Origin of the sequence: Kitasatospora sp. CB02891 (assembly GCF_002803145.1) — a bacterium.
GTDB classification, from domain to species: domain Bacteria; phylum Actinomycetota; class Actinomycetes; order Streptomycetales; family Streptomycetaceae; genus Kitasatospora; species Kitasatospora griseola.
Map to the genome: position 1 here is coordinate 414,267 of NZ_NNBO01000003.1, position 16,683 is coordinate 430,949.

The following is a 16,683-nucleotide window of genomic DNA, read 5'->3' on the forward strand; positions in this document are numbered from 1 at the left end:
CGCGTCACCAACGGTGGGGGTGGGTCCGGTAGTACTCCGTCGGATCGGCCGCTTTGAGCGGCTTCAGCGGTGGGCGGCCTCCGACCTGGGGCAGCAGGTCGCGGAGACCGTCGTAGACCTCGCGCATCGAACCGGGGCGCCTCTCCGGGTCGAGTTCCACCATGGAGAGGGCGAGCTCCGCGAACGGGGGTGGCAGGAGGTCGAGCTTGTCCTGCGGAAGGACGACCGGGTGCTCGCAGGTCATGCCCTCCCGGCACCCGTCGTAGGGAAGGGCGATGACGGTCATCTCCAGGAGCAGGCAGCCCAGAGCGAAGATGTCGGCCCGGGCCGACACACCGTTCGGGGCCGCGCCGAGCTGTTCGGGAGGGGCGTAGCCGATCGTCCCGCAGCCGCGGGGCGTGCGCTTTCCCACGCCGATGGTGAGCCCCAGATCGAGCAGCCGTACCCGCCCATCCGGTTCGAGCATGATGTTCTCGGGCTTCACGTCCCGGTGGACGAAGCCGCGGTCGTGCATGTCGTCCAGGGCTTCGCAGAGTTGGCCGATGATCGAGGCGACGGTCTGCTCCTCCCTGATCGGCCGGTCCTCGTTGATCACGTCCCACATCAGGGCACCGTCGACGTATTCCAGGATGATGCACCGGTGGCCTCGGTAGTTGCCCGCTCCGAACAGCCGCAAGGTGGCACAGGGGCCTGCTGAGATGAGGCGCTGGTAGGTCCGGCCCTCCCGGCTGATGGTGCGCGCCAGGCTGGCGAAGGTCCGTGCTGACTCGAACTCCCGCTCCCGCTGCACTTTGACGGCCACCCACTCCCCGGTCTCCCGGTCCCGGCCGAGGCGGAGGTCCGCCTGGGCACCGTGGCCGATGTGGTCGAGCACCTCGTAGTGGTCCTCGACGTCGCCGAACTCCCTGATCTTCCGCGTCATGTTCTTCTTTCCGTTCCCAGAGACATGGAGTCACTATGTCCGATTCATGGCTTCCCCCGGACGGTGTCGTCCGGGTGTCCCCCCGCATCAAGGTTTCGATCGGCATGTTCAAGGGCAGTGAGTTCCGCTGCCCGGCAGCGGACGCGCTCAAGGCACGTGACTACCGGCCGGCGATGTCTGTCCATCAACCCCAGGAGAAAATGGAGCAGTTCGCCTTCGGTCCGTTCATGGCCGCCTGCGACGCCCGGAGCGGGAAAGTGAGTGGCTCGGCCGGCCGGACGTCGCCTGGGCGGCCAGGCCATGACGGCTTGAGGCAGTGGACGGCACATGCGTTGAGCACCTACGCCGCGGCCTTCCCGGAGGACCCGGACTCCCCGATGACGGAGGTCAGTACCCCTTGGTGCTACAGCCACGCGGTGGCGGAGGCCGACTCCCGAGGGGCCGGCGAGTACCAACTGACCGTCTGGGGCCGCTGCTTGCGGTCCCTGGATGGAACGGTGCGTGAACTGCGGCTTCCTGTGAACCGGTTGGGAGAGTTGCCGCCGCCGACCGGTTTCGCAGCCGCTGCCGCGCTGGTGCTCGCCGAGGGAGCCCCAGGGCCCCGGCCCCGGCACGTCCGGATCGTCGAGTTCGCCCTGCTGGACGGGCGGGTCCGTACGGTCTTCGAAGGGAGTCGGGACGAAGCACTGGCCCTCTACCGGCTGCACGGTCGCACGGCGCTGGCCGAGCTGCTGGACGGTCGGCAGTACCGTCCCGGTGCGGTCTGTGCCAGCTGCCCGTACACAGCCGCCTGCCCGGTGCTGCGGAGGGCCCCCGGTTTGCTGGAGGCCGCCCGCCCCGGGCGGACCAGGCGCTGGTGGTCTGTCACCAACGGCCGTAACCACCGGGCATGTCCGGCCCGCGACCAGATGCGTCGGCTCCACCTTCCGACGGAGGACGGGATCGACCGTTCTGCTGCCGCTGAGCGTGGTCGCGCCCTGCACGCCTACCTTGCCGAGCGCCACGGGGGCGGCGGGCTGCGCCCGTGCACCGTGAGGGTCCCCGAACAGTGGGTGCCCGAGGGATTCCACCTGCCGGAGCAGGAGCGGGCCCTCGGAGCGGCGTTGCTGCGCGGCCATGCTGCGGTCTGCCCGATGCGGCTGGTGCGGGACGCCAGCGATGTCCGCAACGAGCCGCGAGTGGTGCGGTACGACACCGAGGCCGAGGTGGTGGTGGTCGCCAGGCCCGACCTGCTATACCGGGATGACGGGGTCTGGGTGTGGCGCGAGACCAAGAGCACGACCCGGGACCGGGGTGCCCGGTCCCTGCTGGAGCACTATCCGCAACTGGCCCTGGCCGTTCTGCTGCTGGCCCGCGGAGACCTGGGTGGCAGGCCGGGCGGGGCACGGGTCGAACTCGAGGTGCTCCGGCCGAGCGGGGCCGACCTTGAACTCATCGACCCGTTCGATCCTGCGATCCGGGCCCAAGCAGGGCGGGTGGTGAAGGAGTTGGTGGATCCGTGGATCGGGGATGAGGACTACCCTCCACGCCCCGGAACGGCCTGCACCCGGTGTGAGACCGCGCGCTGGTGCTCCAGCGGACCGGCCTCACCGGTGACCCGATGACGCCGGACGGGCCTGAGCTGTTCCGTGAACTCGCTGTGGTCGTCAGTGTTTTGGGAGAGCGCTCTGGAATCGGTTCGTTCCGACTGCCCTACCCGTACGCAGCCCAGCGCGTGCTGGACCGGACAGTGTTGCACTGCATCGGCCGCGGCCTGGAGCCTCCGAAGGGCCTGCCGGAGTTGCTTGAGTGGTGCCGCTCCCGGCCGGCGGCCGACCAGCTCTTCGGCGTCCCACCGACGCTGGTGTCACCGGACGCGACCCTGGTCCACCCCATCGGGTTGATGCCCACCCGTACGTGTCTGGAGCTCTCCTCCGACGGGATGGAGCACGGGCCGGAAGGGGCTACCCGCAGGCTACTGGCGGAGCTGGCGGGCCGCTGTGGCCCGACGGACCGGTTTCACCGGAGCCGGCGGTTCTTGGCACTCAATCCGATGGTCCGCCAGGGCGATCGGTGCCGCGGCGGTTGGAGCAGGGAGGTCTGGTCCAGGGTCAGAGATCTCTACCACCCAGTGCCGGAGTACTTGACGGTCGGCGGCACCCTGCTTCGCTGCGGCACCTGCGGACTCCCGGCCCTGCTGGGCGGCGGTCGGACGCCGGACCGGGCGACGGCGGTTTCCGGGCCGGACACCTGGTGTGAGGGTGAGACCTGTCCGGATGGGGTCCAGATGGAGTTGATCCGCAAGCCGGGGAAGGTCCAGCTGTTGCGGCGACCGCTGAGAATCTTCTTCTCGCTTCCGTCCCGGTTGGAGCAGGAGGTCCTGGCCGGTCTGGCTCGCGAGGCCGTTGACCACGAGGCCGTGCAGGGGGAGGTCGGCGCGTACCGGATCCGGAACGCCGGGTTGACGGCCGGTCACTTGTATGTCTGTGACTGGATTCAGCCCGCGCTGCTGGCCCGTCGATTGAGCAATCTGACGGAACCGGCCCTGGTGGTGGTGCCGGAGGGGATCGCCGGGTCGGCTCGGTACCGGACCGCCTTCACCCGGGCACTGCCTGATCCGGAACTGGTCGCACTGACCGGGCCGGACGGACTGGTGGTCCACTTGCGCGGTGGACGCGCTTTTGAGGAGACAGAGCGGAAAGGGAGAGGTCAATGCGTACTCTGACACCGGTCCTGCAGGAGACGATCCAGGATCTTCAGCGCCACGCCAAGGGACAATTTCCCGGAAGAACAGCGGAGTTCTTCTGTCAGGTCGAACTGGGACTGTATCTGCAGCGCCAGCTGATGCCGGGAGCCCCGGCGAATCAAGCATGGGTGTTGTTCGGCGGGTACGGGTTCGCTCAAGCCTATCGAGTGCCGCTGCCACCGGGCACCGACGAGATGCTCAGGACGGCCAGGTACTCGCTCTGGACCCTGGCGCGGGGCAGGGCCTGGGAAGTGGCGCTGGAGCGCTACCAGCGGATGGACCCGGTGCTGCGTGGATACGACGTGGCGTCCGTCGGTGCCCCTGCCGTCCGTCAGGAGATCTCCGTCGGTACGGGGCGGTGGTCGGCCTACGACAGACTGCTTTCGGCAGCACCGCCGTTGGCGGGTCGACGGCCTCGGGTGGCTGGCCCGGGGCCGCATGCCTTCCCGGTCGGCCGTTCGCTGGCGGTGGTGGACCTGCCGGTGGTATCTTCGACGCCCCTTGTGTCCCACGACCTTCACCTGCGGCCTGCGGGCGAGGGGGAGGCACTCACCTTCCGGCTGGCGGAGTTGGCCCGGACCGCGGCTGCGATGGACGCCGTGGACCGGCTCCACGGTGAGGTGAGCGAATCGACCTGGGTGGGGCGGCTCCGTGCGTTCGAGATGTCCACGGCGGAGTGCGGCGCCTTCCGGAAGTCGGACGAGTTCACCGTGGAAGGAATCCAGCATCTGCTCGGTATCGTGGGAGCGGGCAAGAGCACGCTGCGGGACATCATCGCGGTCCACCTGGCCGGGAAGGGACGGCGGACCACTGTGGTGGTCCCTGACGTGGCCGAGGTCCTGAAGCTGGTCGAGCTCTACAACCGGTACACCGGCGACGCGGCCGCACCTGTCCTCGGGGCGTCCGGGCGGGAGCGTCACGCTCAGCGGTTGCACCGCAGGCTGGCCGGTCGCGGAGAACATCGGTTGCTGGCCCACGACGACCCGGCTTTCGCCTACCTGGGGACCTCCTGTGTGTTGAACCTCCGACTGCGCGGCGGCGACCAGCCCGCTTTCGGAGAAGCGCCGTGCAGCCGACTGCGTCCGCCAGTCGATCCACAGCGGAGGACCAATCGCCCCAGGTCCTCCGAGTGGCAGAAGCAGGGCCTGGCTTGTCCCTACTGGTCCGCCTGCCCCAGGCACCATGCTTCGCGGGCCTTGGTCGGTGCGGACATCTGGGTCGCCACGCTGCCGAGCCTGATTGACTCGGCACCACCGAAGCCGCAGAACGGCGAAAGCATCCGTTACCTGGAACTGGCGTGTCGGCGTAGTGATTTGGTGGTCATTGACGAGGCCGACCGGGTCCAGATGCACCTCGATCAGATCTTCGCCCCCGCAGTGCTGCTGGCCGCCGACGAGGAGCGGGGGCTGATCGACTGGCTGAGCCGGCACAAGGTCCGCGAACTCGCCGCGAGCGGCCGTACCCAGCTGTCGGACCGTGATGTGGCGGTCTTCTGCGCAGCGCTCAACACCGCAGTGACGGCGACCGATCTGCTGCACGCCATGCTGGTCGTCCAGTACCCACTGCGCCGGTGGGTGGGGCGTGGCTACTTCAGCGCGTGGACACTCCAGGCGGACATCCTGGACGAGCGCTTCCCGGTGCCCGAAGACGCGGCGGACTGCCATCCGCACCGTGGCCTGTCCGAGCAACGGCAGCGCATGTTGGAGGCGTTCCGCGACGATCCGTTCGCCGATCGCGGGAAGCATGCTGAGGTGGACTTCTCACACCTCACCGTGCTGCTCAACGAGTTGCTGCACACTGGGAATCCGGAGCGGACCCGGAACCGGCTGCTGGCGGTCGTCGACTCCCTGCTGCTGCTTGACGCGGCATTCATGGCCCAGAAGCAGGAGGAGTACCAGGAACGCTTCGCCTCTTGGCAGTTGAATGAGAGGAAACGGCTGAAACGACAGCGTGACGGCAAGCGGACCGGGAAGCAGGTCCCGCCGCCGCAGACCCCCGGCGAGTGGCGCGAGAGCGTGGCCGACCGCTTCGAGCTGACCCTTCTGCTGAGTGCCCTGGAGCCGCGCCTGGCCCTGATCAACGCCATGTGGCCCAGGGTGGAGTCCGCTCTGGGCCTCGGCTTCAGCGAGATGTACCGGCGGCCGAACGACTACGCCCCGATGGTGCCGGAGGCACCGATGGGCAATGTGCTCGGCTTCCAGTTCGTGGTCCGCGGAGACGACGGTGAAGGCGTTCGCAATGGTGAGCTGACCTTCTTCCGGTGCACAGGAGTGGGACGCGAACTGCTGCGAGCCATGCCCGGTTTGGCTGCGGTGGACGGCCGGCCAGGTGCCCATGTACTGCTGTTGTCGGGCAGCAGTTGGGCGGGGGAGTCCAGTCGTTACCACGTCCAGGTGCCGGTTGGCGTGGTGATCGAACCGCCCCCGGAGGTGACGGAGCGGATCGCCATCGAGAGCGAGATGCGCTTCGAGTTCGTCCCTGACGAGCCGGGGAGCCTGCGCGTGTCGGGCAGCGACATGGACGAACGGCCGGAGAAGCTGCGCCGCATTGCGACCTGGCTCGGCGCTGGAGCGGAGGATGCCGAGGATGGCGGGCCACTGGAACGGGAGCTGCTGGCCCTCCCGCAGGGGCGTGATCAGATTTTGTTGCTGGTGGGTAGTTACCGCGAAGCACGGCTGGTGGCGGACACCCTTCACAACCTGAACGAGCGCTGGCGCGACAGGGTGCTCTGCCTCGTCTCAGACGACGAGGTGATCGAGGAAGCGGAGGAGAGCTCGTCCACGCTACGCGCCCGGACGCTGCGCCGGGGCGACGTCGAACGCCTGCGGGACCTCCGCGCGGACATCCTGGTGGCCCCGCTCCTCTCGGTGGAACGGGGCCACAACATCCTCAACCGCCGGGACGAGGCGGCCATTGGGTCGGTCTACTTCCTCGTTCGTCCGAATCCGCACCCGGACGACCTGTCACTTGCAGTGCACGCGGTCAATGACTGGATTGTCAGAGCCCAGGACGACGACCGATTCGGGTCCTGGGTACGCAGCGGAAGCAGCCTGGAGGAAGGCGTCGAGACGGTCCGCCGGAGGGCCAGGTCTTACTGGTACCACGTGGTACGACGATCCACGGCGTGGAGCCGGCTCGGGGCGGACCGCACGCAGGTCACCTGGGACCTCCTAGTGCTGATCTGGCAGGTCATCGGCCGGCTCGTGCGCGGCGGTGTCCCGGCCCGGGTGGTCTTCGTCGACGCAGCCTTCGCACCGAAGCGCACCTCCTGCCCGTCGGCGGAGGACACCGTCGAGTCCAGCCTGCTGCACAGCATCCTCGGGGTCCTCGCACCGTACTTCCGGGATGGTGCGACGCCGGCCGACGAGGAGTTCATCGTCCGGGCTCTGTACGGGCCGCTGTGGCACATGCTCGGTCGATGCTTGGCCCAGCCACTGCCCGCTGCCTGAGGGGCAGTCCGCCGGCTAACCCGCTTCCCTTTCCCAGCAGAGGAGTACTGCCGTGTATCACGCCATCCGCCCCGTGGCCTACGAGCCCGATCCGAGGCACGGTTCCTGGGGGCAGGACCTGCACGTCCTGCGACTTGGTGAGGACCTGCAGAAGGAGTTGACGCGCCGACAGGGCGAGGCGCGCGGTGCCCACCGGCCGCACCTTCCGACGCGACGGCTCCACGCGCTGCTCCGGGCCTTGGCACCGGGTGTCCTGGCGACCGGCCGCAGTGCCGGAGCCGACGGTCTCCTTCCCTGGCTCTACGCCCGTGAGCCCGTTCCGAGGGAGGTGCTCGCACCGTTGATTGGCACCTGGGCCGCGGCCCTCTCCGGCGACGAGGACGGCGCGGTAGACCTGGAGCAGCTGTTGCTGGCGGACGGCGAGCCCGAGGCCCCGGCCTTGCCGGAGTGGGAGGCCGAGCGCGTCGACCTCACCGAGACGGTCGTGTCTTGCGGTGGCACTGCTGAGCCTGCAGCCAGGCTGTACCACCTGCTCCCCGAGGCCGTGGCCTTCCGGCTGGCCGGTACGCCGTTCCGGGCCGGCGGCAGTGTCCTGCGCTTCCGGGTCGTAAGTTCCGGGACTGGTGGGGTTGACCTGGTCTCCTGGCCGCCCCTGCGGTACGAGCAGCGGAGGCAGACCTGGTACTACTCGGCTCACCTGACCGTCACCGTACACACCGCGCCGTTCGGCGAGCGGTTCCGGGTTCACGTGGCCACAGGGGTACGTCGCTGGGCCACCCGGCTCGACCTTCCCCGGTGGCAGCTGGGCGGGGCCACTGTTTTGCTCGACACTCCGCTCCCGTGGTCCGAAGGGCCGGATCGGGGCTACCGTCTGATGGTCAACACCCTCGGGTACGACCGGAGTTCGAAGGAGATCGGCTGGAAGCGGCGCAGCCCCGCACTGCTCCTGCCCGATCTGGACCTGACCTCGCGGTTCCCGGAGCCGGAGGATCTGTTCACCTTTCCGGAGAAGTGGCTCAACAGCCGACAGGACGTGGCTGCCGGAATCGTCCACCACCCCGTCCTCGGTCCGCACGGGGTCGGGGCCGGTCTGATGCCCCGTGAGCGAGCCGGATTGGACGGCTGGATCGAACAGGTGCTGAGCCCGGTCCTGCGTCGGGTGCCGGACCTCGCCCGAGTCACCCGCCGGAACACACCTGCACTATTGCCCCGGTCAGCGAGGGCCGGGGAGCGGGGAACCAGGGAGGCGCAGCAGGCCCTGGGCCGCCGGGCCGCGCTGGGCCGGGCCCTCGGCGGCCGACCCTTGGACGTGGAAGTCCTCTGGCAGTCACCGCAGACCAGGGACGCCCTGCTTGCAGCCCTCCCGAAGGTCATCGGCCTCGCACCGGGGTGCCGGACGGATGAGGGTGACACGACCGGATGGACCGCCGATGGCGTCAGGATCAGGATCAGGGCGAGGCAGGCGGGGGTGCTGGCGAGTGCCCTGGCGCCCTCCGGTGACCGTAGACGCCCGGCGGCCGTACGCCTGGCGGAGGCCGTCGAGGAGCGCTGTGCCCTGGTGATGGGGGCGGAGCTGTGGAAGGGCGACGGGGTCGGCCTGGTGATTGCCGAGATCGCAGGGAAGGAGATCTTCGCCTCGACCTCCGACTCAGATCCCAAGCACGCGCTGCGCGTGGCCCACGCTCGCCAGGGGCGCCTCACCCAGTTCATCAACCTGCCGGGGCCAGGGACTGCCGACCTGGAGCACAGGGCCAACTGGGCCTGGCTGGACGCCTTCCGGCAACTCGGTGCGGTCGGCCCGCCCGCCCATCGGGCGGGCGACGACATCCCGGACAACCTACAGTACGTCGCGCTCTGGCTGGTCCGCTGCACGAAGGACGGACCCACCCGGAGCCCGGCCCGTCGTCTGGTCGCGGTCCGAGTGCGCACGGACGCCGGCACGGGAGCGGTCGAGGGCTGGGACGCCGCGCAGGCCGACTGGGTGCCCTACCCGAGCATGCTGCTCTCCCTCGCGGGGACGGCTGAGAACCCCTCCGCAGACCTGGAACGCGAGATCCGTACGGTGCTCTTCCGGCTGCGTGACCGGCCGACCCTATTGTTGGCCAACTCGGGCAACCTCAGGCAGTGCTGGCCGCAGCTGCGCAACGGTGGGCTCCGTCGGGACCTGCTCGCCTTCGGCTCCGGGCCGGCACAGCGACTCTCGCTCTACGGCGAGGATCTGCGGATGGTCCTGGTTCGGGACGACAACGGCCGGGACGAAGTACCCGAGTGGTATGCCCACGACGGCGCGGCCGGGATCGGCTTCTCGGAAGGCGTCTGGGCGGCGTCGGACGATCCGAACAACCGCGTCTTCGCCAGTACGACCGGTACTCCGCCCAGTGCGGCAAGGCCCAAGGGCCTGGTGAAGCTCACTCCAGCCCCAGGAGTCCGGACCGCGCCCGGAGCGACGGCCTGGAACCCTAAGCTCCTGGAAGTCACGGTCCTCGGCTGTTGCGCTTCGTCCGGACAATCAGACAATCCCATCGACTGGGCCACCCTCACCCACCAACTCCGTTACCACGACGACTATCCGCCGCTGGGCTACCCTCTTCCGCTGCACCTCGCACGCTTGGCGAAGGAATACGTTCTCCCGCTCGCAGCGGTGAGTGTGCCGGCTGCCGATTCCGGTGGTTCCTGCATGCTGAACCGATCCAACCCGCCTGGAAACTTTAGGTCCTGACGGATAAACAACGGGTGCTGACTCTGGCGTTCGGATCTAAAGTTCGCAGTTCTGGCAAGTGGGCCACGCCCCCCTCGCGACTGACGGCCTGCCAGGGCTGCCCCGAAATCACTGTTCGGAACCAGACCTCACGTTGTGGCGACCATAAGTGTCAGGGGAGGCCTCTACGGCGCTGATGAAACGTCAACCAAGGTGGCACATTCATGACTCCACCGAAGAGGCTGCGGCGCAACTACAGCAGCGGCACTGTCGCCGGGCTTCTCACTCTGGCCCGTGACGGCTGCTACTAGCCCGGCTGCAAGGAGCCCACCTCCGCATGGTTGAGGGCGATCCCGTCCAGAACCTGCAGATCGCCCACATTTGCGCCCTGGAGGACAATGGCCCCCCCCGCCGAACCGACTTAGCCGGAAATCGAGCGCAATCACTTCTCCAACCTGATCCTGCTCTGCACCGTCCATCACAAGGTGATCGACGTGCCCCGGAGCAAGGAGTTCTCGATGAACTGCTTATCGACTGGAAGATGGCCCGCGAAGCCGACGGAGTCGATGCCCTCGAAGGCCTCGGGGACCTCAGCAAGGCAGACCTCGGGGGGCTCATCCGTGAGGCCCAGGCCGAGTTCGTCGACCGCCTCGGCCCGGCCCTCGACGAGTTCGCGAAGTCAGCCCCGGAACTCGCCTCCCTTTTCAAGCTCGCCACCTCTGAGGCCGCGGACCTTTGCCGCCACCGAGGTGGTGTCTCCGAAGACGATGCCACGCTTCTGAGCGATGCCGCCCGCTCGCTGCGTGGGCTGGAAGACAATGCCAACACACTCAGTCTGCCGGCACACGATCTGAGAGGTTTGACGGATAGCCGCCAACACGCTGGCGGATGCCGCAGATGATCTGCGGGGGCTGCATGGCGAAGCGACGGCCATCACGTCCGCGGTCCAACGGTTGCATGACCTGGAAGGCATCGCGAAGACATTCGTGGATGCCGTGAACAAGCTGGGTAACCTGGAGGGCCAGTCATTGAACTCAGGGAAGCGGCCCAGGAGGTTCTCCGGGCGGCCGACGTGCTGAACGCTGCTCGGCGCAACTGGTGACGAAGGATGTCGCCGCACACGCCGCCCAGTCCGCCAACGCGAGCCGCGAGGGCCAGGCTGAACTCCACGACGGGCGCGCCACAGAGGTCGAGCTGAGATCGAACTCAGTGCACTCCCATTTCACATCGTGAGCACCAGCGCCTTCAACGAGAGTCAGCGACATGATGTTTCCGCAGGTCAGCACTTCACTGACCTGCGGAAACATCGGGCGTCAGACCTACGTTTCCACAGGCCGGAGGTGTTCCTACAGGTCGTAGTACAGCTCGAACTCGTGCGGGTGTGGGCGCAGGGCGATCGGGGCGATTTCCTGGGTGCGCTTGTAGTCGATCCAGGTGTCGATGAGGTCGGTGGTGAAGACGCCGCCGGCCAGCAGGTATTCGTGGTCGGCCTCCAGAGCGTCGAGGACGGCGGGGAGGGAGGCGGGGACCTGGGGGACTGCGGCGTGCTCGTCGGGGGCGAGTTCGTAGAGGTCCTTGTCGACGGGCTCGGCGGGTTCGATCTTGTTCTTGATGCCGTCGAGGCCGGCCATCAGCATGGCGGAGAAGGCGAGGTAGGGGTTGGAGGCCGGGTCGGGGGCGCGGAACTCGATGCGCTTGGCCTTGGCGTTGGAGCCGGTGATCGGGATCCGGATCGCGGCGGAGCGGTTGCGCTGCGAGTAGACCAGGTTGACGGGCGCCTCGAAGCCGGGGACCAGCCGGTGGTACGAGTTGACCGACGGGTTGGTGAAGGCGAGCAGGGACGGGGCGTGCCGGAGGATGCCGCCGATGTAGTAGCGGGCGGTGTCGGAGAGGCCCGCGTACCCCTGCTCGTCGTAGAACAGCGGGTTGCCGTTGGTCCACAGCGACTGGTGGACGTGCATGCCGGAGCCGTTGTCGCCGAAGATCGGCTTGGGCATGAAGGTGGCGGTCTTGCCGGCCCGCCAGGCGACGTTCTTGATGATGTATTTGAACAGCATCAGGTCGTCCGCGGCGTGCAGCAGGGTGTTGAACCTGTAGTTGATCTCGGCCTGCCCGGCGGTGCCGACCTCGTGGTGCTGGCGCTCCACCGTCAGACCGGCGCGGCCGAGTTCGAGGGACATCTCGGCGCGCAGGTCGGCGAAGTGGTCGACCGGCGGGACGGGGAAGTACCCGCCCTTGTACTTGACCTTGTAGCCACGGACGTCGCCCTCGGCGGAGCCGGTGTTCCAGGCGCCGGCCACCGAGTCGATGTGGTAGTAGGACGCGTTGGCGCTGGTCTCGAAGCGCACCGAGTCGAAGACGTAGAACTCGGCCTCGGGCCCGAAGTACGCGGTGTCGGCGATGCCGGAGGAGGCGAGGTAGGCCTCGGCCTTGCGGGCCACGTTGCGCGGGTCGCGGCTGTAGGCCTCGCCGGTGATCGGGTCCTGGATGAAGAAGTTGATGTTGAGGTGCTTCTCGGTGCGGAACGGGTCCAGCCGGGCGGTGGCGAAGTCCGGGACGAGGGCCATGTCGGACTCGTGGATGGCCTGGAAGCCGCGGATCGAGGAGCCGTCGAACATCAGTGTCTCGGTCGGGTCGAAGGTGTCGGCCGGGACCGCGAGGTGTTGCAGCACGCCCGGCAGATCGCAGAACCGGACGTCGACGAACTTGATGTCGTTCTCCGCGATGTACTGCTTCACCTCGTCGGCGTTGGTGAACATCCGTACTCCTCCTCGGCGTGCGCTCTGAGCCTCCGTCAGGGGCGACGGGGGCCCGGTGCAGGGGTTCACGATAGGAATGGGCCGTTTCCGGATCGTGACCCGACTGTTTCCCACATGTTAACCAGGCCGTTCCGGCGGGTGGCAAAGCGGTACGGCCCCGGGCAAATCGCCTGTCCTGCGGGTGACGTGTACCCAGGGTGGTTCAGACCATTCGTGGCAGTCGGAGGAATTCGGTTCACCCTCGGGGGATCCCGGCCCGGCGCGTCCCGTCCGCGGGCCCGCCACCGGATCCGCGGGTAAGCCCGGTTAGGGTGGGTCCGTGGACACCAGAGAAGCACTCGGATCGTGGATCGACGGCCCGAAGGCGGCCGCCGAGAAGATGGGCGCCGACTTCGGCTACCGCGGCGAGCGCCTCGGCCTGCCGCGTTCCGGCCCCGGCTCGATCGCCGGCCCCGGCCGCCGGATCGGTGCCCTGTTCGTGGACGGCTGGCTGGTCAGCCTGGTCGCCTACGGCCTGCTCGCCCAAGGCGACAAGAGCGCAGCCAACCTGTGGACGACGCCGCTGTTCTACGCCGTCAGCGTGCTGTTCCTGGCCACCACCGGCACCACCGTCGGCAAGCGCCTGTTCGGCCTGCGGGTGGTCCGGCTGGACGGCAGCCGCGCCACCATCCCGCAGGTGCTGCTGCGTACCTTCCTGCTCTGCCTGGTCATCCCGGCCGCCGTCTGGGACCGCGACACCCGCGGCCTGCACGACAAGGCCGTCGGCACCGTCGAGGTCCGGATCTGACCCTGCCGGAGCCCGGGAGCCGATCCCGGGCGCCGAAACCCGGGAACCGAACCCGGGCGCCGAAGCCCAGGAGCTGATCCCGGGAACCGAACCCGGGAAACGGAAGCCCAGGAGCCGAACCCGGAAGCCCGGAACCCGAAGCCCGGAAACGTCGAACGGCCCCGCTCGCGGAGAGGAATCTCGCGAGCGGGGCCGTGGTGTCCTACGGGGGAGTGGGCGCCTAGCGTGCGCCGCCCTTGGGCATCCGGGCGCCCTTCGGCATCGGGCCCTTGGGGATCGGCGCCTTCGACAGCAGGTCGCCGAGCGCCCGCAGCCGGTCGTTGGTCTCGGTGACCTGGGCGGCCGTGATCGCCCGCGGCAGCCGCATCAGGTGGATCTGCAGCTTCTTCAGCGGGATCTCGCCCTCGCCGTTGCCGACCATGATGTCGTGCACCGGCACGTCGCCGACGACGCGGGCCATCTTCTTCTTCTCGGACGCCAGCAGCGGACGCACCCGGTTCGGGTTGCCCTCGCCGATCAGCGCGATGCCGGCCCGGCCGACCGCGCGGTAGACCGCGTCCTGGTTACGGGTGACCGCCACCGGAGTCTGGTTGGCACTCCAGCCGCGGCGGATGTTGCCCAGCACCGCGGCGACTGCGCCCGGCTGGCCTTCCATCTGCCCGAACGCGGCCCGCTCGGCCCGACGGCCGAACACGATCGCGACCGCCAGCACTGCCACCACGAAACCGAGAATGCCCAGGTAGACCGGGTGGTCCAGGGCGAAGCCGATGGCGAGGAACACGCCGAAGGTCAGCAGGCCGACGCCGGCGATGATCAGGCCGATTTTGGAGTCGACCTGCTTGGTCATGACATATGCCTGGCGGATCTGTGCGAGCCGCCCAGGGGTATCGGATTTTTGCCTCGCCATACTGCTCATGGTACGGGGCGGGGGTGGCGATCATCCAAGGCGGTGCCGGTTCGGCGACCCTGGACTTTCCCGGATCCCGGCCCGGAGGCCACCGGGAGTTCAGGCGCTGCGCTCGGGCACCCGTTCGGGCTGCTCGCGTTCGCCCGCCAGCCGGCGGTTCTCGCACACCGCCGCCCACGCGTTGCGGCGCGCGCCGCGGATCAGCAACAGCGTTTCGGCCCGCCGCAGGGCGGTCCTGAGTCCGGTACGCATGACCACACCAACTCCTCGACCCGGGTACCGCTTCAGCGTCCCGGACGCCCGTTACCGTACGGTGACCCGACCCTCAATGCCACGTGAAACGTCGGCGGTTAGCCCGGACAGCTCCCCGTACGCGAGGAGGGCGGGCCCGATCGGGCCCGCCCTCCTCACGCACAGCGTCACAGCGTCACGGAGCTGCTCAGACCGCCGCCTGCGCGCGGCGCTCCAGCGCCTGCCGGTACAGCCGGCCGGCCCGGTACGAGGAACGCACCAGCGGGCCGGACATCACACCGGCGTAGCCCAGCTCCTCGGCCTCCTGCTGGAGCTCGACGAACTCCTGCGGCTTCACCCAGCGCTCCACCGGGTGGTGGCGCAGCGAGGGCCGCAGGTACTGGGTGATGGTGATCAGCTCGCAGCCGGCGTCGACCAGGTCGGCCAGCGCCTCGCTGACCTCCTCGCGGGTCTCGCCCATGCCCAGGATCAGGTTCGACTTGGTGACCAGCCCGGCCGCCCGGGCCTGGGTGATCACGTCGAGCGACCGCTCGTAGCGGAACGCCGGACGGATCCGCTTGAAGATCCGCGGCACCGTCTCGACGTTGTGCGCGAGCACCTCGGGACGGGACGAGAACACCTCGGCGAGCTGCTCCGGGACGGCGTTGAAGTCCGGGATCAGCAGCTCGACGCCGGTACGGCCGGCCTCACGGGCCGCCGTCATCGCGTGCACCTGGCGGACCGTCTCGGCGTACAGCCACGCGCCGCCGTCCGCCAGGTCGTCACGGGCGACACCGGTGATGGTGGCGTAGTTCAGGTCCATCGTGACGATGGACTCGGCGACCCGGCGCGGCTCGTCCCGGTCGAACTCGGCGGGCTTGCCGGTGTCGATCTGGCAGAAGTCGCAGCGGCGGGTGCACTGGTCGCCGCCGATCAGGAAGGTCGCCTCGCGGTCTTCCCAGCACTCGAAGATGTTGGGGCAGCCCGCCTCCTGGCAGACCGTGTGCAGCCCTTCCTTCTTCACCAGGGACTGCAGGGCGTTGTACTCCGGCCCCATCTTCGCCCTGGTCTTGATCCACTCGGGCTTCCGCTCGATGGGGGTCTCGCTGTTGCGGACCTCCAGGCGGAGAAGCTTCCTGCCGTCGGGTGCGACAGCGGACACGTGCGACTCCTAGAACTAGACGGGGTACCCCAAAGAGTACGCCGTTGCTTCGATGGCCTGCTCCGGGCCCCGGGCCTTCGTTCGGAAGGCAACACCGGGCACGGCGCGCCGATTCCGCGACCGCGCGGATCAGACTGCGACGATCCGCGCGGATCAGACCGCGACGGCCGGTTCGGGCAGCTCGGCGAACACCTCGCGCAGCGTGCGCTCCACCGTCCCCACGGCGTCCGACACCGAGAACGGCCGGGCCAGCTCACCGCTCAGCGACGCCACCCCGGCGTCCCGGATGCCGCACGGGACGATCTTGTCGAAGTACGTCATCTCCGGGTCGCAGTTCAGCGCGAAGCCGTGCATGGTCACGCCGCGCGCCACCCGCACCCCGATCGCCGCGAGCTTGCGGTCGTCGCCGCGCTGGCCCGCGTTGGACGGGGCGTACTCCGGGCCCGCGAGACGCGGGTCGATGCCCAGCGGCAGGCCCATCCGCAGCGTCAGCTTGCCGATCTCCACCACCTTCGACGGGTCCACCACCGCGCCCGGGATCGCCGCGCCCAGCTTCCACACCCCGCTGCGGCCCTCCACCCGGGCGGTCTCCACCCCGAACTCGGTGCACGCCCGGATCAGCGACTCCTCCAGCCGCCGCACGTACGCCACCACGTCGATCGGATCCGGCAGCTTCACGATCGGGTACCCCACCAGCTGCCCCGGGCCGTGCCAGGTGATCTCCCCGCCCCGGTTCACCTCCACCACCGGCGTCCCGTCCAGCGGCAGGTCCTCCGGGTTGGTGCGCTTGCCCATCGTGTACACCGGGTCGTGCTCCAACAGCAGCACCGTGTCCGGAATCTCGTCCGCGACCCGCAACGCGTGCAGCCGCTGCTGCTCCGCCCACGCCTCCTGGTAGGGGACGGTCCGTTCGCCTATCCCCATCCGGACGAACCGCACGTTCTCGCTCACCACACGCTCCTGCCTGTCGGCCGGCTCAGCTCAACCTCGCCACTGTACGCCCGTGCCCGGGCGCACCCTTCCGGCACGGCTGATCGCTCGCC

The 16,683-nt window shown here is 68.8% G+C and carries 12 protein-coding genes; 6 read left to right on the forward strand and 6 right to left on the reverse strand.

What is annotated here, in order from left to right; all coding sequences use genetic code 11:
* Positions 1-4: 4 nt before the first annotated feature.
* A complete protein-coding gene (locus tag CG736_RS10630) occupies positions 5-922 on the reverse strand; it encodes a serine/threonine-protein kinase (protein WP_100585925.1) in 918 nt (305 codons plus the stop codon).
* Positions 923-996: 74 nt separating this feature from the next.
* Between CG736_RS10630 and CG736_RS10635 the strand changes: the two genes are divergently transcribed.
* The 5 genes from CG736_RS10635 (at position 997) to CG736_RS36085 (ending at position 10,695) form a co-directional block, all read left to right on the forward strand.
* Positions 997-2,526: a PD-(D/E)XK nuclease family protein gene (locus tag CG736_RS10635; RefSeq protein WP_232733911.1), complete on the forward strand. Its 1,530-nt coding sequence runs from the start codon at positions 997-999 to the stop codon at positions 2,524-2,526.
* Complete coding sequence (locus CG736_RS10640) at positions 2,490-3,626, forward strand: hypothetical protein (RefSeq protein WP_157815510.1); 1,137 nt, start codon at positions 2,490-2,492, stop codon at positions 3,624-3,626. The genes CG736_RS10635 and CG736_RS10640 overlap by 37 nt, the downstream gene beginning before the upstream one ends.
* Positions 3,614-7,096, forward strand: a complete 3,483-nt coding sequence (locus CG736_RS10645) for a hypothetical protein (RefSeq protein WP_100585928.1) — start codon at positions 3,614-3,616, stop codon at positions 7,094-7,096. The genes CG736_RS10640 and CG736_RS10645 overlap by 13 nt, the downstream gene beginning before the upstream one ends.
* Positions 7,097-7,148: 52 nt before the next feature.
* Positions 7,149-9,815, forward strand: coding sequence for a pPIWI_RE module domain-containing protein (locus tag CG736_RS10650; RefSeq protein WP_100585929.1), 2,667 nt, complete (start codon positions 7,149-7,151; stop codon positions 9,813-9,815).
* A 316-nt stretch (positions 9,816-10,131) separates the two neighbouring features.
* On the forward strand, positions 10,132-10,695 hold the full coding sequence (locus CG736_RS36085) for a hypothetical protein (protein WP_157815511.1): 564 nt from the start codon (positions 10,132-10,134) through the stop codon (positions 10,693-10,695).
* A gap of 445 nt (positions 10,696-11,140) precedes the next feature.
* Here CG736_RS36085 and glnA read toward each other — a convergent pair whose 3' ends face one another.
* On the reverse strand, positions 11,141-12,553 hold the full coding sequence (glnA, locus tag CG736_RS10660; RefSeq protein ID WP_043913577.1) for a type I glutamate--ammonia ligase: 1,413 nt from the start codon (positions 12,551-12,553) through the stop codon (positions 11,141-11,143).
* A gap of 319 nt (positions 12,554-12,872) precedes the next feature.
* Here glnA and CG736_RS10665 point away from each other — a divergent pair, with 319 nt between their 5' ends.
* Positions 12,873-13,340, forward strand: a complete 468-nt coding sequence (locus CG736_RS10665; RefSeq protein WP_100585931.1) for an RDD family protein — start codon at positions 12,873-12,875, stop codon at positions 13,338-13,340.
* 220 nt (positions 13,341-13,560) lie between these two features.
* On the opposite strand, the gene CG736_RS10670 is transcribed toward CG736_RS10665, so the two are convergent.
* From CG736_RS10670 to lipB, 4 genes are all read right to left on the reverse strand, one after another.
* Positions 13,561-14,247 carry a DUF4191 domain-containing protein gene (locus CG736_RS10670; RefSeq protein WP_043913575.1) on the reverse strand — a complete coding sequence of 229 codons (687 nt, stop codon included), beginning with the start codon at positions 14,245-14,247 and terminating at the stop codon, positions 13,561-13,563.
* 99 nt (positions 14,248-14,346) lie between these two features.
* Positions 14,347-14,499, reverse strand: coding sequence for a hypothetical protein (locus tag CG736_RS37005; RefSeq protein WP_198520430.1), 153 nt, complete (start codon positions 14,497-14,499; stop codon positions 14,347-14,349).
* Between the two features lie 187 nt (positions 14,500-14,686).
* Positions 14,687-15,640: a lipoyl synthase gene (gene lipA / locus CG736_RS10675; RefSeq protein ID WP_100585932.1), complete on the reverse strand. Its 954-nt coding sequence runs from the start codon at positions 15,638-15,640 to the stop codon at positions 14,687-14,689.
* 153 nt (positions 15,641-15,793) lie between these two features.
* Positions 15,794-16,594 (reverse strand): lipoyl(octanoyl) transferase LipB, encoded by an 801-nt coding sequence (lipB, locus tag CG736_RS10680; protein WP_100585933.1) that lies wholly within the window; start codon positions 16,592-16,594, stop codon positions 15,794-15,796.
* Positions 16,595-16,683 lie beyond the last annotated feature (89 nt).

Coding starts and splice junctions, on each gene's coding strand:
- CG736_RS36085 (WP_157815511.1), top strand. CDS start 10,132: ATGGTTGAGGGCGATCCCGTCCAGAACCTGCAGATCGCCCACATTTGC.
- CG736_RS10645 (WP_100585928.1), top strand. CDS start 3,614: ATGCGTACTCTGACACCGGTCCTGCAGGAGACGATCCAGGATCTTCAG.
- glnA (WP_043913577.1), bottom strand. CDS start 12,553: ATGTTCACCAACGCCGACGAGGTGAAGCAGTACATCGCGGAGAACGAC.
- CG736_RS10630 (WP_100585925.1), bottom strand. CDS start 922: ATGACGCGGAAGATCAGGGAGTTCGGCGACGTCGAGGACCACTACGAG.
- CG736_RS10670 (WP_043913575.1), bottom strand. CDS start 14,247: ATGGCGAGGCAAAAATCCGATACCCCTGGGCGGCTCGCACAGATCCGC.
- CG736_RS37005 (WP_198520430.1), bottom strand. CDS start 14,499: ATGCGTACCGGACTCAGGACCGCCCTGCGGCGGGCCGAAACGCTGTTG.